The organism is Nonomuraea composti (assembly GCF_012034275.1).
In the GTDB taxonomy this organism is placed as follows: Bacteria; Actinomycetota; Actinomycetes; order Streptosporangiales; family Streptosporangiaceae; genus Nonomuraea; species Nonomuraea composti.
In genome coordinates this window covers 201,288-216,410 of sequence record NZ_JAATEP010000001.1, presented here as the reverse complement: position 1 = coordinate 216,410, position 15,123 = coordinate 201,288, and the positions used below count along the sequence as shown (strand labels likewise).

Sequence of the window (15,123 nt, the reverse complement as noted above, 5' to 3'; positions counted from 1 at the left end):
AATGTCCGGTCAATCCCTAGAGACATCCCCCGGAGCGGCAAATGAAGCGACTGGCAGCGGTAGTGGCGTTGCTGGGCCTTGCCACCGCGACTGCGGCGTGCAGTGGTGGCACCACCAACAAGTCCGGCGGCTCGGGCGGTGGTGGCGGCGGGCTCTTCACCACGATCGACGTGACCCGCACGGGTCTTGAGGCGACGGCGCCGGCCAACCCGTACAACCCCAAGGGCAACTCCTTCGTGGGCTTCAACGCGATGCGGATCGGCTGGGTCAAGAACCACCTGACCGACCCGAACCAGGCCCTGCCCGGCATCGCGGCGAGCTGGGAGATCGCGCCCGACAACTCCTCCATCACGCTGAAGCTGCAGCCGAACGCCAAGTGGTCCGACGGCAAGCCGGTCACCGCCGAGGACGTCAAGATGTCCATCGGCATCGCCTACACGCAGGGCAGCACCGCCTTCTCGATCACGCCGGGCGCGGCGGGCGCGGCGGCCGACGTCACGGTCGTCGACCCGCAGACCCTGAAGATCACCCAGGACATGGCCAACCCGAGCCCGAAGTTCGCCCGCGGCGTGCTCGACACCAACGTCCTGCCCGCGCACGTGTGGAGCAGCGTGCTGCCGGCCGACTTCTGGGACAAGCTGAAGGCCGCCAGGGGAGACGGCGCGGACGCCGAGAAGGCGCGCGAGGAGATCACCGCCCTCGGTGAGAAGGTCATCGCCTTCGCGCCGCCGAAGGACGTCTCCGCCGGCCCGTTCGTGCTGGAGCGGGTCAACCCGTCCGAGGCGCTGCTGGTCAAGAACCCGAACTTCTACAACGCCGCGAACGTCGCGCCCGCGCAGGTGAAGTTCCTCAACTACACCGGCAACGAGCAGATCTGGAACTACCTCACGCAGGGCAAGCTCGACCAGGCGGGCTTCACCGCCACCCCGACCGACGTGATGAACCGGATCAAGCAGGCCCCCGGCAACGAGATCATCAAGGGCTACTCGCCGGTCGCCGTGAGCATGGCCTTCAACCAGTCCAAGAAGCCGTACGACAACGTGCACGTGCGCCGCGGCCTGGCCTACCTCATCAACCGCGACGAGGTCACGAAGGTCGCCTCTCCCGAGGGCGGCACGCCGGCCGTCACGACCAGCGGCATCCACCAGAAGGCCGCGCAGGCGTGGATCCCGGAGACGCTGCCGCAGCTGGAGCCGTACAAGCCGGACGTGGCCAAGGCCGAGAAGGAGTTCGAGCAGGCCGGCCTGACCAAGAAGGACGGCAAGTGGACGCTGGCCGACGGCTCGGCCTGGAAGGTGTCCATGCACGCGCCGGCCGGCTTCTCCGACTGGCTGTCGGCGCAGGAGAACATCAAGACCCAGCTCACCAAGGCGGGCGTGGACGCGGAGGTCGTCACGACCGCCGACTACCCGCTCTACCTGTCGGAGCTGAACGCCGGCAAGTACGACGTCGGCTTCTGGCTGATGGCGCTCGGCCCGGCGCCGTACGACATCTACCAGCGCCTCTACGGCGCCTCCAACGGCTGGACGAACATCGGCAACAAGGTGACCCACGCGGCGCCCGGCAAGAACGGCAACTGGATGGGCGGCCCCGAGGAGATCGAGGTCGACGGCGCGAAGATCAACCCCGGTGAGCTGACCGCCAAGCTGAACTCGGTCGGCGACGCGGAGGCCAAGCCGATCATGGCCCAGCTCGCCAAGGCCGCCAACCAGGACCTGCCGGTCATCCAGCTCTGGGACTACGTCAACACCCAGTTCGTCAACAACAACCGCTTCACGGGCTGGCCGAAGGACGACGAGCTGCTGCGCGGCGGCGGCAACGTCCTGATGGCGGGCGTGTGGATCCAGCAAGGTCTGATCAAGGCGAAGCAGTAGCCTATGACGCTCATCGCACGGCGACTCGCGGGCCACCTGGCCCGCGGTGTCGTCATGATCCTCGTAGTGGCGACGATCACCTTCTTCATCGTCAACAACATCCCGGGCGACCCCATGGCCGCCCGGTACGAGAAGCTCATCGAAGGCGGCATGGCCCCGCAGGCGGCCAGCCAGGCCGTGAAGGTGCTGTACGGCTTCCAGCCCGACGGCACGCTCTGGCAGCAGTACACCGAGTACCTCGGCGGCCTGTTCCGGCTCGACCTCGGCGTCTCCGTCAGCAGGCCGGGCACGCCGGTGCTGGACGTCCTGACCGAGGCGGCCAAGTGGACCGTTCTACCGGTGCTGCTGGGCACGCTGCTGAGCTTCCTCGTCGGGATCATCCTCGGCGTGTTCGCGGCCATCAAGCGCACCGGCAAGCTGGGCGACGCGCTGGCGATCTCCGGCTCGCTGCTGCACGGCATCCCGCAGTACGTGCTGGCGATGCTGCTCGTGGTGATCTTCGCGACGCTGATCCCGATCCTGCCCGCCGAGGGAACGGTGGACATCCTGTACGAGCCGGGCTTCAACGCCGGCTACATCGGCTCGATGGCCGAGCACGCCGTGCTGCCGGTCGTGACGTACGCGCTGTCGGCGTACGGCGGCTGGATCCTGGCGATGAAGTCGAGCGTGGTCACCGTGCTCGGCGACGACTTCATCCTGGCCTCGGAGCTGCGCGGCATGAAGCGCTCGATCGTCTTCCGCTACATCACGCGCAACGCGATCCTGCCGCTGTTCACGCTGCTGGCCCTGTCGCTGGGCCTGCTGCTCGGCGGCGCCGTCTTCATCGAGAAGATCTTCAACTATCCGGGGCTCGGCTGGTTGCTGATCGGCAGCGTCCAGGACCGCGACTACGCGCTGATGAGCGGGGCGTTCCTGCTGATCACGGTCGCGACCATCCTCGCCAACATCGTGGCCGACCTGTTCTACACCGTGATCGACCCACGGGTCCGCAGCGGAGAGGAGGCGTCGTGAGCGCCACACTCGTCCCCGAAACGGCGTCGGCCGCCTCGACCATGCGGCGCAACTTCTGGCGCGGCGTGTGGCGGGTCATGAAGCGCAAGCCGAGCCGGATGGCCGGGGTGGTCATCCTCGCCGGTTTCATCCTGATGGCCGTGATCGGGCCGATGCTCCTGCCGGAGCACCTGCCGGGCGACACCTCCTCGATCACGCAGCCGCCGAGCTGGGAGCACTGGTTCGGCACCGACCCGCAGGGCCGCGACGTGCTCGCGCTGGTCATCAAGGGCTCCCGGTACGTGCTGCTGACCGCCGCGGTCACCGCGCTCATCACGGTCGTCGCGGGCACCGCGATCGGCCTGTTCTCCGGGTTCAAGCGGGGCCGCTGGGACACCGTCCTCATGCGGCTGACGGACATGAAGCTCACCATCCCCGGCCTGCCGCTGCTGCTGGTGCTGGCGACGGTGTGGCAGTTCGGCAGCCCGCTGCAGATGGGCCTGGTGCTGGGGCTGCTCGGGTGGGGCGGTGTGGCGCGGGCGGTGCGCTCGCAGACGCTGTCGCTGCGCGAGCGCGGCTTCATCGAGGCGGCGCGCGGGCTGGGGCTGTCCACGTCGCACATCATCGGCAGGGAGCTGCTGCCGAGCATGGCGCCGTACATCGCGATGAACATGCTCATCTCGGTCACCGGGGCCGTCTACTCGCAGGTGGGGTTGTTCTTCCTGGGCGTGCTGCCGTACGAGTCGGACAACTGGGGCGTCATGCTCAACCTGGCGGTCTTCCAGGCCGGCGCCATGGTCACGCCGACCGCGCTCGGCTACCTGCTGGGGCCGCTGCTGGCGATCCTGCTGCTGACGCTGGCCATCGTGCTCGTGGTGGACGCCATGGACGAGATCTTCAACCCCCGGCTGCGCGAGGAGTAGGCACGTGGTTCAGCAAGCGCCGGGAGTGCGCATCGACGGCCTGACGGTCGTCTACAAGACCCCCGCGGGTGAGCTGCCCGCCGTCCGCGGCATCGACCTGACGCTGGAGCCCGGCTCGATCACCGGCATCGTCGGCGAGTCCGGGTCCGGCAAGTCCACGCTGGCGTTGTCGCTGCTCAACGCCGTGCAGCCGCCCGGCAGGATCGCGGCGGGCCGCGTCGAGATCGACGGGCTGGGCGACGTGGTGGGCCTGGCGGGCGAGCAGCTCCGCAAGGCGCGCGGCCGGCACATCGGCTACGTCTTCCAAGCCGCGCAAAACTCGCTCAACCCGCTCAAGACGGTCGGCAAGCAGCTGCTCGACCTGGGCCGCTCACACGGCGTGGAGGACCTGCGCGGCCTGGTCCGCGAGGCCAAGGACCTGCTGGGCAGGATGGGCCTCGACGGCGCCCGCGTGCTGGACTCGCACCAGCACGAGCTGTCCGGCGGCATGCGCCAGCGCGTCGGCATCATGCTGGCCCTCGTGCTCAACGCGCACCTGGTCGTGCTGGACGAGCCCACGACCGCGCTCGACATGATCACCCAGGCGAACATCCTGAAGATCGTCCGCGAGGTGCACGCCGAGCGCGGCCTGACGACGCTCGTCATCACGCACGACATCGGCGTGGTGGCCGAGGTCGCCGACCGGCTGGCCGTCATGTACGGCGGCCGCCTGGTCGAGCAGGGCCCCACCCGGGAGGTGCTCGGCGCGCCCCGGCATCCCTACACGAAGGGCCTCATCCGGGCCATCCCCCGGCTCGTCGGCGACATCGACGAGGCCCAGGCGCTGCCCGGCCGGCCGCCGACCCTCGCCACGGTGCCCAAGGAGGGCTGCGTGTTCAGGGAGCGCTGCGCGCTGCGCATGGACGTGTGCGACACCGTGGACCCGCAGGCGGTGGCCGACGGCCCGCGCACCGTGGCCTGCCACGCCGTGACCGTGACCGTGAAGGAGCACGCATGATCACCGGAACCGGGGTCGTCAAGACCTTCAAGCAGCGCGGCAAGCTGCTCGGTGCCCGCGAGGTGCGGGCGCTGCGGGGCGTGGACTTCGCGATCCCCAAGGGCGGCGCGGCCTCGTTCATCGGGGAGTCCGGCTGCGGGAAGACGACGCTGGGGCGGATCATCGCGGGGCTGGAGTCGTACGACGAGGGTGAGATCGCGATCGACGGCGTGTCCATGTCGGCGCTCAAGCCCAAGCAGCGCCAGCCGCACTTCCGCAAGATCCAGATGATCCACCAGGATCCGTACTCGGCCCTGAACCCGACCAGGACCATCCACCAGACGCTGCACGCCCCGCTGAGCCTGCGCGCCAGGCAGACCGGCCGGCCGAAGTCGTGGATCGAGGAGCGGGCGGCCGAGGTGCTGACGCTGGTCGGCCTCGATCCGGGCACGGTGCTGTCGCGCTACCCGCACCAGCTCTCCGGCGGCATGCGCCAGCGGGTCGTCATCGCCCGCGCGCTGACCGTGGACCCGGAGATGCTGGTCGCCGACGAGGCGGTCTCGATGATCGACGTCTCGCTCCGGCTGGGCATCCTGGCGCTGCTGAAGGACCTGCGCGAGCGGCTGGGCGTGAGCGTGCTGTTCATCACGCATGACGTGGCCACGGCCCGCTACATCGGCGACGACGGCGAGCTGTACGTGATCTACCGCGGCCAGGTCGTCGAGCGCGGCCCCGTGGACACGATCATCGCCGACCCGGTGCACCCGTACACGCAGTCGCTGCTGTCGGCGATCCCGGTGCTCCACGGCCTGGAGCTGCCCGGCGAGCAGCCGGTGGTGCCGCTGGAGTCGCTGGACGACAGCCGGTCGCAGGACGGCTGCCTGTTCGCCCCGCGCTGCCCGTTCCGGCAGGAGCGGTGCACGGCCGAGCGGCCGCTGCTGCAGGTCACCGAGGGTGTGCCGCAGGAGCACGCGTGCTTCTACCCCGAGCGGCGCAGCGTGATCGCCCGCCCGATGAGCGAGGTGTGATGTTCTCTGTCGAGCCGGCGCGGCTCGCCGAGGCGGCCGCGATCGCCGAGGCCGCGCTCACCCTGGACACCGGGGAGGCGGCCGCCCTGGTCCGGCACCTGTCGCATCCTCCGGAGGGCAGGCGGTGGACGGCACTGGCCGTGGACGGCGGCGTGGTGCTGGCCTCGATGTCGGACAAGGATCCGGCCGTCGGGCACCTCGACCTGCTCGCCGTACGTCCGGAGGCCAGAGGCGCGGGGCGCGGGACGGCGCTGGTGCGCGCGGCCGAGGACTGGCTGCGGGAGCAGGGCGCGCGCCAGGCCCGCTTCGCCGGGAACCCGCCGTGCTACGCCTGGCCCGGCATCGACGTGCGCTACACCGCCGCCGCGTGCCTGGCCGAGAGCCTCGGCTACGAGCGCTACCACGTGGCCTGGAACATGACCGCCGACCTGGGTGTGGACCTGTCCACCGAGGACGAGGTGGCACGCCTGGAGCAGGCGGGCGTCACCGTGCGCGCGGCCGGGGAGGACCGCGCGCGGGTGGCCGCGTTCGTCGAGGAGCACTGGAACGAGCGGTGGGCCTGGGAGGCGGTCACCGCGTCCGGGCTGCACTACGCCGAGCGCGACGGCGAGATCCTGGGCTTCGCCGCCTGGGGCGCGCGGCCGGCCTGGTTCGGCCCGATGGGCACCGCCCCCGCCGCGCGCGGTCTCGGCCTGGGCCGGGTGCTGCTGCGCCGGTGCCTGGCGGAGCAGCGGGCGGCGGGGCAGGACAGCGCCCAGATCGGGTGGGTGGGGCCGTTGCGGTTCTACTCGCGCGCGGTGGGCGCGCGAGCGGAGCGCGTCTTCTGGCTCTACCGGCGCGACCTGGCGTGATGGTCTCAGCGGTAGAGCAGCGATCCTTCGGGGCGGCCCGGCGGCGGGCACAGCTCGCGCGGGTCGGCCCCCTCCTCCAGGCACCGCGACAGGGTGCCGGACCCCCACAGGCGGTCCAGGAACAGGTCCGGGCCCTGCCAGCGCAGGTCGTCCGGGTAGAGGGTGCGGGCCACGTGCAGGAGGGCCAGGCCCGTGAGCACCGGCCTGAACGCGTCCCGGTCGTGCACGTGGAGCTGCACCCCGCGCACGGGGGTGCCGGCGTGCTTGTGGAACGTCGGCGTGAACCACACCTCCCTGAACCGCACCCCCGGCAGGCCCAGCGCGGACAGGGCGGGGGCGAACCGCGCGTCCGCGTACGGCGCCCCGACCAGCTCGAACGGCCGGGTGGTGCCGCGCCCCTCGGAGAAGTTCGTGCCCTCGATGAGGCCGGTGCCCGGGTAGACGAGCGCGGTGTCGGGGGTCGGCATGTTGACCGACGGCATCACCCAGGGCAGCCCCGTCTCCGCGAACGTCATCTCGCGCCGCCAGCCCTCCATGGTGACGACCGTCAGGTCCACGTCGAGCCCGAACAGCCGGGCCAGTTCCCCTGCCGTCCTGCCGTGCCGCAGGGGCAGCGGGAAGCGGCCCACGAAGCTCGCGTACGCCGGGTCGAGCGGCGGGCCCTCCTCGACGGTCCCGCCGAGGGGGTTCGGCCGGTCCAGGACGACGAAGCGCAGGCCGAGCCGGGCGGCCGACTCCATCAGGTCGTACATCGTCCAGACGTAGGTGTAGAAGCGGGCGCCGACGTCGGCGATGTCGAAGACCAGCGTGTCCACGCCGGCGGCGGCCACCACCCGGTCCAGCTCCCGCCCCGGCAGCCGGTACGTGTCGAACACCGGCAGCCCGGTCCGCTCGTCCACGGTGTCACCCTCGGCCCCGTCCGCCTGCGCGGTGCCGCGCAGGCCGTGCTCGGGGCCGAACAACGCGGTCAGCTTCACTCCGGCGGCCTGCAAGGCGTCGGCCGTGGGGGTGAGATCGGGCAGGACTCCGGTGGGGTTGGTGATCAGCCCGAGCCGGCCGCCTCCCGCGAGGGAGGGGTCGGCGGCCAGGCGTTCTGCTCCGGTTCGTACGTGCGGCATGCAACCCATTGTCTGAAAGATATTTACAAGAGAGAAGTAGAGGGTGGAAATTAGCGACATGATTGATCCGCTGCCCGAGCTGTCCACCGAGCAGAGCGACCCCCGCTACAGCCAGATCGACCGGCTGCCGACCGAGCGGATCGCCCGCCTGATGAACCAGGCCGACGCCGCCGTGCCCGCCGCCGTCGCGGTGGCCATCCCGGCGATCTCGGCCGCCATCGACGCGATCGCCGAGAGGATGGGCCAAGGCGGCCGGCTCGTCTACGTGGGCGCCGGCACGTCCGGGCGGCTCGCCGTGCTCGACGCCAGCGAGTGCCCGCCCACGTTCGGCACCGACCCGTCGCTCGTGCAGGGCATCATCGCGGGCGGCCCCGACGCGCTGACCCGCTCCGTCGAGGGCGCCGAGGACGACGCCGGAGCCGGCGCCGCCGCGATCGGGGACCTGGAGGTGGGACCGCTCGACTCGGTGGTGGGCGTGTCCGCCAGCGGGCGGGCCCCTTTCGTGCTGGGCGCGCTGGCGGAGGCCAGGAGCCGCGGCGCGCTCACCGTCGGCCTGTCCTGCAATGACGACGCGCCGCTCTCGGCCGCCGCCGACCACGGCATCGAGGTCGTCGTCGGGCCCGAGGTGGTGACCGGCTCCACCCGGCTGAAGGCCGGCACCGCGCAGAAGCTCGTCCTGAACATGATCTCCACGATCTCGATGGTCAAGCTGGGCCGCACGTACGGGAACAAGATGATCGAGATGTCGGCCATGAACAGCAAGCTCGCCGGGCGGGCCATGCGCATGGTCGCCGACATCACCGGCGCGGACCGGGAGACGGCGGGCGCGGCGCTGGACGCGGCCGGGGGGCAGGCGAAGGTCGCGGTGCTGATGATCCAGCACGGCCTCGACGCCGACGGCGCCCGCGCGCTCCTGGAGTCGCACGGCGAACGCCTCAGCGACGCGCTCAGCGGCTGAGCACTCCGAGGGACGGGGATGAGCGATCGGCGGGAAGCGGCGGGCGCGGCGGGCGCGGTGAGGGGCCGATGAGCGACCGGCTGGAGGCGATCCTCGCGGACGCGGTGCCGCGGGTGTGCGCGGCCGCGGTCGCGATGATCGCCGTGGACGGCTCCGTGGCGGCCTCGGCCGCCACCGGGGAGCTCGTCCGGTACGCCGACGCCGGCGGGAGTCTGGCGACGGAGCGGCCGCCCGCGAGCCTCACCTCGGTCTTCGACCTGGCCTCGATCAGCAAGCTCTTCACCACGGTCGTGCTCCTCTCGCTGGCCGAGGAGGGCCGCCTGGGCCTCGACGACCCGGCGACCGCCCTGCTCCCCGAGGCCGACCCGCGGATCACGCCGCGCCGCCTGCTCACCCACACGGCCGGCCTGCCCCCGACCCGCCGCATCGACCGGGAGCTGCCCGCCGCGGACGCGGGGGCGCGGATGGCCGCCATGGTGCGCACGCCGATCCTCCACCCGGTCGGCGGGCCGTACCTCTACAGCGACGTCGGCATGGTGATGGCGGGCCGGCTGGCCGAGCTGGCCGGCGGCGCGCCGCTGGACGCCCTGGTCCGCGCCCGGATCACCGGCGTGCTCGGGCTGACCGGCACCGGCTACCGGCCCGCCCGCCCCGACGGGATCGCCGCCACCGAGTGCAAGGCGGGGCGCCCGGGGCCGGGCTGCGTGCGCGGCGTGGTGCACGACGAGACCGCGTACGCGCTGGGCGGCGTGGCCGGGCACGCCGGCGTGTTCGCGCCCGCCGCGGACCTGCTGACCTTCGGCGAGATGCTGCGGCAAGGCGGCGGCCCCGTGCTGAGCCCGGCAAGCGTCGCCGAGATGACCCGCGACCAGGGCGTCCGCGACGCCCCCTTCCGGCACGGGCTGGGCGTGCGCATCGGCGACCCCGGCATCACCGGCCCCCTGGACGGCGCGTACGGCCACTCGGGCTTCACCGGCACCTCCTTGGTCATCGACCCGGCCCGCCGCCTGAGCGTGGTGCTGCTGACGAACGCCGTGCACCCCGTGCGGGGCCGCCCCGGCATCCGGGAATTGCGCGCCGCGGTCGCGGCGGAAGCACGGCGGCTGGCTTGACCTGGATTTTTGACCGCCGGTAATTACGGGAATACGACGGGCTTATTGCCCGCACTCGAAAACGTGTGTGAAGGTACCCAGGAGGCGCCCGTACACGGGGGGACGCCTTGCACCACCGGAAAGACCCGGGGGCCTTATGGGCGGAACGCTGTCGTCCCTGCATGCACGTTTATTTCGACGATTCACCGGGATGGGGAAATTCGGCCTCGTCTGGTGCGGCCAGGTCGTCACCCTGATCGGAAATTCCGTTCTCCGCTTTTCCCTGGTCATTCAGGCGTGGACGGTCGACCACCAGGCCACCCAGGTGGTCGCGCTCTCCCTGTGCGCGCTGCTCCCCCAGATGCTGCTCAGCCCCACGGCGGGCGCGATCGTGGACCGCTGCCGCAAGCGCACCGCGCTGCAGCTCGCCGACGCGGGCGGGCTCGTGGCCGTGGCCGCCATGACGGCCGTGTACTTTCTCGGCGACCTGCACCTGTGGCAGGTCTACCTGACGGTCGCGCTGCTCGGCGCCGCCGCCGCCTTCCAATTCCCCGCCCTGTCGTCGGCGGTGCCGATGCTCGTGGGCAAGGACCAGCTCCAGCGGGCCAACGGGCTGCTGGCCACCGCCAAGAGCGTGGCCGACGTCGGCGGGCCCGCGCTGGCCGGGCTGCTGGTGGTCACCGGCGGGCTCGGCGCGGTGCTCTGGATCGACCTGGTCAGCTTCGCCGTCGCGCTGCTGACCGTACGGCTGGTGCGCCTGCGCGGCGACGAGCCCGGCGAGGCGGGCGCCCGCAAGCGGCTCGGCGCCGACTCCCTGGAGGGGCTGCGGTACCTGTTCGCCCAGCCCAGCCTGCGCGGCCTCATCCTCGTGTTCTTCACGGTCAACCTGGTGATGGTGTTCGGGTTCGCCGTGGTGCAGCCCATGATCCTGGCCAGGACCGGCAGCGAGGTGTCCGTCCTGGCCAGCGTGAACGCCGGCATCGGCGTCGGCGGCATCACCGGCGGCCTGCTGCTCGCGGCCTGGGGCGGGCCCAAGAACCGGGTGCGCGGCATGATGCTCGGCGTCGTCGGCATGTGCGTCAGCGCCCAGATCGTCATGGCCCTGGTGCACGGCGTCGTCGCCTGGACCGCGGCCATCCTCGTCGGCGCGCTCATCATGCCGATCGTGAACGGCTCCATGCAGTCGATCATCCAGACCAAGGTGCCGGAGGAGCGGCAGGGCCGGGTGTTCGGGGCCGTCATGTTCGTCTCGCAGATCTCCTCCCCGGTCGCGATGGCCTGCTCCGGGCCGCTCGCCGACCACGTCTTCGAGCCCCAGGCCGCGGCCGGCACCGGCCTGGCGGGCCTGCTGCGACCCCTGGTCGGCACCGGGCCCGGCAGCGGCATGGCCGCCATGCTGCTCGTCGCCGGCCTGCTCGGCGCCGCCGCCGCCCTGTGGGGGCTGGCCCGCCGCGCCGTACGCGACATCGACGTGCTGACCCCCGACCTCGAGAAGCAACCCGCGGGAGGCTGACATGACGACCAACCCCTTCGAGGACGAGAACGGCACCTACCTGGTGCTCGTGAACGACGAGAACCAGCACTCCCTCTGGCCCGCGCACCTCGACGTGCCCGCCGGCTGGCGGGTGGCGCTGGAGGCGAGCCCGCGCGCCGCGTGCCTGGCCCACATCGAGACACACTGGACGGACCTGCGCCCGGCGAGCCTCACCCGGGCGTGACCGTGGACGTCAACGTACCTGGGCTCGTCCATGAGGTCTTCGCCGCGCAGGCAGCCCGCACTCCCGGCAGGACGGCGCTGATCTGCGGCGCCGAGCGGCTCACCTACGCCGAGCTGGACGCGCGCGCCCGCGAGCGGGCGGCCGGGCTCGGCGACGTGGCCGGCCGGCTGGTCGGGGTGCGCATGGAGCGCGGCGTCGAGCTGGTGGTCGCGCTGCTGGCCGTGCTCAAGGCCGGCGCCGGCTACCTGGTGCTCGACCCGGCCTTCCCGGAGGAACGGCTGCGCGGCATGGTCGCCGACGCCGGCGCCACCGCCGTCCTGTCCCCCACCGGCCTGGAACGCCTGCCCGGGGCGGCCCGGCACGACGGGGTCGCGTGCGTGATGTTCACCTCCGGCTCCACCGGCCGCCCCAAGGGCGTCGCCGCGCCGCACCGGGCGATCACCGCCACCGTCACCGGCCAGGAGTACGCGCCGTTCGACGCGGTGTGGCTGCAGTGCTCGCCCACCTCATGGGACGCGTTCGCCTTGGAGCTGTGGGGGCCGCTGCTGTCCGGCGGGACGTGCGTGCTCTACCCCGGGCCGCGCCCCGACCCGCTCGTGCTGGCGCGGCTGATCCCCGAGCACGGGGTCACCGCCATGTACCTGTCGGCGAGCCTGTTCAACGTGATCGTGGACGAGTGCCCCGGCGCGCTGGCCGGGCTCCGCCACCTCATCGTCGGCGGCGAGGCCCTGTCGCCCGGGCACGTCCGCCGCGCCCTCGACCGCCACCCCGGGCTGCGCCTGCGCAACGGGTACGGGCCCGTCGAAGGCATGATCTTCCTGACCACCCACCCGGTGACGGCCGTCTCCGGACCCGTCCCCATCGGCACCCCGCTGCGCGGCAAGCGCGTGCACGTCCTGGACGCCCGGCTGCGGCCCGTCCCCGACGGCGAGGTCGGCGAGCTGTACGCGGCCGGGGACGGCCTCGCGCTCGGCTACCTCGGCCGGCCCGCGCTCACCGCCGAACGCTTCGTCGCCGACCCCTACGGGGCGCCGGGCGAGCGCATGTACCGCACCGGCGACCTCGTGCGGCGGGGGCCCGGCGGGGCGCTGGAGTTCGTGGGGCGGGCCGACGAGCAGGTGAAGGTCCGCGGCTTCAGGATCGAGCCGGCCGAGGTCGAGGCCGTGCTCGCCCGCCACCCCCGGGTGGCGCGGGCGTGCGTGCTCGCCAGGGAGGACGTGCCGGGCGACCGGCGGCTCGTCGCGTACGTGGTGCCCCGGCCCGGCGGTCCCGGCGGGGTGGAGGAGCTGCGGGCGCACGCCGCCGCGGTGCTGCCCGAGTTCATGGTGCCGTCGGCGTTCGTGGAGCTGGAGTCGCTGCCCCTGACCGGCACCGGCAAGCTCGACCGCGCCGCCCTCCCCGCGCCCGCGTCCTTCTCTTCCGGGCAGGACGAGCCCTCTTCCGGGCGGGGCGAGCCGCGCTCGGAGCTGGAGCGGGCCCTGTGCCGGCTGTTCGCCGAGGTGCTGCGGGTGCCCCGGGTGGGGGTGCACGACGACTTCTTCGCGCTCGGCGGGGACTCGCTGATGGTGGCCCGGCTGCTCAGCCGCATCCATGGGGAGCTGGGAGCGGAGGTGGGCGTCCGGACGCTCTTCGAGACGCCCACGGTCGCCGCCATCGCCACCCACATCGCCCCCTCATCCGCCCCCGAAACCGCCGCCCCCTCCCCGCCATCCGCCCAGCCGGCACCGATCGCGCGGGCCGCCCAGCCGCCTCCGCCCGCCCCCGCCGCGGCCGTCCCGCTGTCGGCGGCGCAGCGCAGGTTGTGGTTCCTCGACCAGGTGGACGCGGGCGTCGCCTACAACATGCCCATGCTCGTCCGCCTGCACGGCCCCGTGGACGTGCCCGCGCTGCGCGGCGCCCTGGAGGACGTGGTGGCCCGGCACGAGCCGCTGCGGACGGTCTTCACCGTGCACGACGGGGAGCCCGCACAGCGGGTGCTGCCCGCCGCGACGCCCGGGTTCACCGTCGCCGAGGTGCCGGCCGCCGAGCTGGACGAGCGGATCGCCCAGGCGGCCCGGCACCGGTTCGACCTGGGGGCGGAGCTGCCCATCCACGCGGTGCTGTTCACGACGGGGCCGGACGAGCGCGCGCTGCTGCTGGTCATGCACCACATCGCCGTCGACGGATGGTCGCTGCCGCCCCTCATGCGGGACCTGTCCCTGGCCTACCGGGCGCGCCTGGACGGCCTGCCCGCCGCCTGGCCGCCCCTGCCCGTCCGCTACGCCGAGTACGCCGTACGGCACCGGGAACGGGTGGACGCCGTCGGCGAGGCCGAGCTGACGTACTGGCGCAAAACGCTGAAGGGCCTGCCCGACCGGCCGCCCCTGCCACGCCGCCCGGCACCGCCCACGCAGGCGGTGGACGCGGCCGATCGGCCCGACCGGGCAGGGGACGCCGCCGATCGGCCCGACCGGGCAGGGGACGCCGCCGGCCGACCCGCCGCAGCGGGGGACGCGCCCGGCCGGCCCGCCTGGGCGGCGGCGGACACCGTGGTGCGGCAGGTCGGGGCCGGGCTGCACGCGCGGCTCGTGGAGCTGGGGCGGCGGCGCGGGGCCACGCTGTTCATGGTGCTGCACGCCGCGCTCGCCGTCGTGCTGCGCCGGGCGGGCGCGGGCGACGACGTGGCCGTCGGGGCGCCCGTCGCGGGTCGGTCGGGCGGCTCGGTGGACGACCTCGTGGGGTTCTTCGTGAACCTGCTCGTGCTCCGTACCGACCTGTCGGGCGACCCGACCGCCGGCGAGCTGGTGTCACGCGTCCGGGAAGCGGACCTGGAGGCGTTCGCCCACCAGGAGGTGCCGTTCGAGCGGGTCGTGCACGAGCTGAACCCGGCCCGCCACCCGGGCCGGCACCCGCTCGTGGACGTGGTGCTGGCCCTGCAGAACAACCTGCGGGCCGAGCTGTCGCTGCCCGGGGTGGAGTCGCGGGTGGAGGTCGTCAGGACGGGGGCCGCCCGGTTCGAGCTGCTGGTGGACGTGACCGACGACTACCTGCCCGGCGGGGCGCCGGCCGGGATCGCGGTGACGCTGGAGTACCGCACGGACGCCTTCGACCGGGCGGTGATGGAGTGGCTGGCCGACGCCCTGCTCCAGGTCCTGGACGTCATGGCGACCTCCCCCGACACCCCGGTCACGCGCCTTGAGACTCCCCCATTACCCGAACCCACCCCCGCGTCCAGCGTCACCGAGCCCCAAGTGGGGAGCACCCCGGTTGTAACTGCTGCCCCTGCCGGCGCCTCGAACGCCGAGCTGGAGCGGCGGATCGCCGCCGTCTGGGCCGAGGTGCTGGGCGTGCCGCGCGTGGGCAGGGACGACGGCTTCTTCGCGCTGGGCGGGAACTCGCTGAGCGCCGTACGGGTCGCGGCCCGCCTGGCCGCTCAGGGCCTGCCCGTCACCGCCACCCACCTCTTCAACTCCCCCACCGTCGCCACCCTGGCCGCCGCCCTGGCCGCACAGGCCACGACACCGCCCACTGGGCCGGCCGCAGCACCGACCACCGGGCCGGGCGGGGCCGGGATCGCCCGCCTGCCCAGAACCCCGCGCACCCGCCCCCGGTGAGGA

12 protein-coding genes are annotated in these 15,123 nt (G+C 72.9%); 11 read left to right on the top strand and 1 reads right to left on the bottom strand.

Annotation, left to right across the window (positions count from 1 at the left end; genetic code table 11):
• The first annotated feature begins 41 nt into the window (after nucleotides 1–41).
• Genes HCN51_RS00960 through HCN51_RS00935 form a run of 6 tightly spaced genes read left to right on the top strand, consistent with a single transcriptional unit; the run spans nucleotide 42 to nucleotide 6,642 of the window.
• Nucleotides 42–1,874 (top strand): ABC transporter substrate-binding protein, encoded by a 1,833-nt coding sequence (locus HCN51_RS00960; protein ID WP_168005704.1) that lies wholly within the window; start codon nucleotides 42–44, stop codon nucleotides 1,872–1,874.
• A 3-nt stretch (nucleotides 1,875–1,877) separates the two neighbouring features.
• Nucleotides 1,878–2,885 (top strand): ABC transporter permease, encoded by a 1,008-nt coding sequence (locus HCN51_RS00955; RefSeq protein ID WP_080040816.1) that lies wholly within the window; start codon nucleotides 1,878–1,880, stop codon nucleotides 2,883–2,885.
• Nucleotides 2,882–3,787 carry an ABC transporter permease gene (locus HCN51_RS00950; RefSeq protein ID WP_346433481.1) on the top strand — a complete coding sequence of 302 codons (906 nt, stop codon included), beginning with the start codon at nucleotides 2,882–2,884 and terminating at the stop codon, nucleotides 3,785–3,787. The genes HCN51_RS00955 and HCN51_RS00950 overlap by 4 nt, the downstream gene beginning before the upstream one ends.
• 4 nt (nucleotides 3,788–3,791) lie before the next feature.
• Nucleotides 3,792–4,784 carry an ABC transporter ATP-binding protein gene (locus HCN51_RS00945; RefSeq protein WP_230466379.1) on the top strand — a complete coding sequence of 331 codons (993 nt, stop codon included), beginning with the start codon at nucleotides 3,792–3,794 and terminating at the stop codon, nucleotides 4,782–4,784.
• A complete protein-coding gene (locus HCN51_RS00940) occupies nucleotides 4,781–5,791 on the top strand; it encodes an ABC transporter ATP-binding protein (RefSeq protein ID WP_168005702.1) in 1,011 nt (336 codons plus the stop codon). The genes HCN51_RS00945 and HCN51_RS00940 overlap by 4 nt, the downstream gene beginning before the upstream one ends.
• Entirely contained in the window at nucleotides 5,791–6,642 is an 852-nt protein-coding gene (locus tag HCN51_RS00935; RefSeq protein WP_168005700.1) for a GNAT family N-acetyltransferase, read from the top strand. Before HCN51_RS00940 ends, HCN51_RS00935 begins: the two co-directional genes overlap by 1 nt.
• Before the next feature lie 5 nt (nucleotides 6,643–6,647).
• Here HCN51_RS00935 and HCN51_RS00930 read toward each other — a convergent pair whose 3' ends face one another.
• Nucleotides 6,648–7,760 (bottom strand): exo-beta-N-acetylmuramidase NamZ family protein, encoded by a 1,113-nt coding sequence (locus HCN51_RS00930; RefSeq protein ID WP_168005698.1) that lies wholly within the window; start codon nucleotides 7,758–7,760, stop codon nucleotides 6,648–6,650.
• Nucleotides 7,761–7,818: 58 nt separating this feature from the next.
• Here HCN51_RS00930 and murQ point away from each other — a divergent pair, with 58 nt between their 5' ends.
• The 5 genes from murQ (at nucleotide 7,819) to HCN51_RS00905 (ending at nucleotide 15,120) form a co-directional block, all read left to right on the top strand.
• Nucleotides 7,819–8,718: an N-acetylmuramic acid 6-phosphate etherase gene (gene murQ / locus HCN51_RS00925; RefSeq protein WP_168005696.1), complete on the top strand. Its 900-nt coding sequence runs from the start codon at nucleotides 7,819–7,821 to the stop codon at nucleotides 8,716–8,718.
• Between the two features lie 68 nt (nucleotides 8,719–8,786).
• Complete coding sequence (locus HCN51_RS00920; RefSeq protein WP_168005685.1) at nucleotides 8,787–9,830, top strand: serine hydrolase domain-containing protein; 1,044 nt, start codon at nucleotides 8,787–8,789, stop codon at nucleotides 9,828–9,830.
• Between the two features lie 190 nt (nucleotides 9,831–10,020).
• Nucleotides 10,021–11,322 (top strand): MFS transporter, encoded by a 1,302-nt coding sequence (locus HCN51_RS00915; protein WP_168005683.1) that lies wholly within the window; start codon nucleotides 10,021–10,023, stop codon nucleotides 11,320–11,322.
• Between the two features lies 1 nt (nucleotide 11,323).
• Nucleotides 11,324–11,527 (top strand): MbtH family protein, encoded by a 204-nt coding sequence (locus HCN51_RS00910; RefSeq protein ID WP_168005681.1) that lies wholly within the window; start codon nucleotides 11,324–11,326, stop codon nucleotides 11,525–11,527.
• On the top strand, nucleotides 11,524–15,120 hold the full coding sequence (locus HCN51_RS00905) for a condensation domain-containing protein (protein ID WP_168005679.1): 3,597 nt from the start codon (nucleotides 11,524–11,526) through the stop codon (nucleotides 15,118–15,120). The genes HCN51_RS00910 and HCN51_RS00905 overlap by 4 nt, the downstream gene beginning before the upstream one ends.
• Nucleotides 15,121–15,123: the final 3 nt, after the last annotated feature.

Bases quoted from the DNA above. Each gene is read 5' to 3' on its own strand.
- HCN51_RS00960 (WP_168005704.1), top strand. From the start codon at position 42: ATGAAGCGACTGGCAGCGGTAGTGGCGTTGCTGGGCCTTGCCACCGCG.
- HCN51_RS00955 (WP_080040816.1), top strand. From the start codon at position 1,878: ATGACGCTCATCGCACGGCGACTCGCGGGCCACCTGGCCCGCGGTGTC.
- HCN51_RS00940 (WP_168005702.1), top strand. From the start codon at position 4,781: ATGATCACCGGAACCGGGGTCGTCAAGACCTTCAAGCAGCGCGGCAAG.
- HCN51_RS00935 (WP_168005700.1), top strand. From the start codon at position 5,791: ATGTTCTCTGTCGAGCCGGCGCGGCTCGCCGAGGCGGCCGCGATCGCC.
- HCN51_RS00930 (WP_168005698.1), bottom strand. From the start codon at position 7,760: ATGCCGCACGTACGAACCGGAGCAGAACGCCTGGCCGCCGACCCCTCC.
- murQ (WP_168005696.1), top strand. From the start codon at position 7,819: ATGATTGATCCGCTGCCCGAGCTGTCCACCGAGCAGAGCGACCCCCGC.
- HCN51_RS00920 (WP_168005685.1), top strand. From the start codon at position 8,787: ATGAGCGACCGGCTGGAGGCGATCCTCGCGGACGCGGTGCCGCGGGTG.
- HCN51_RS00915 (WP_168005683.1), top strand. From the start codon at position 10,021: ATGGGGAAATTCGGCCTCGTCTGGTGCGGCCAGGTCGTCACCCTGATC.
- HCN51_RS00910 (WP_168005681.1), top strand. From the start codon at position 11,324: ATGACGACCAACCCCTTCGAGGACGAGAACGGCACCTACCTGGTGCTC.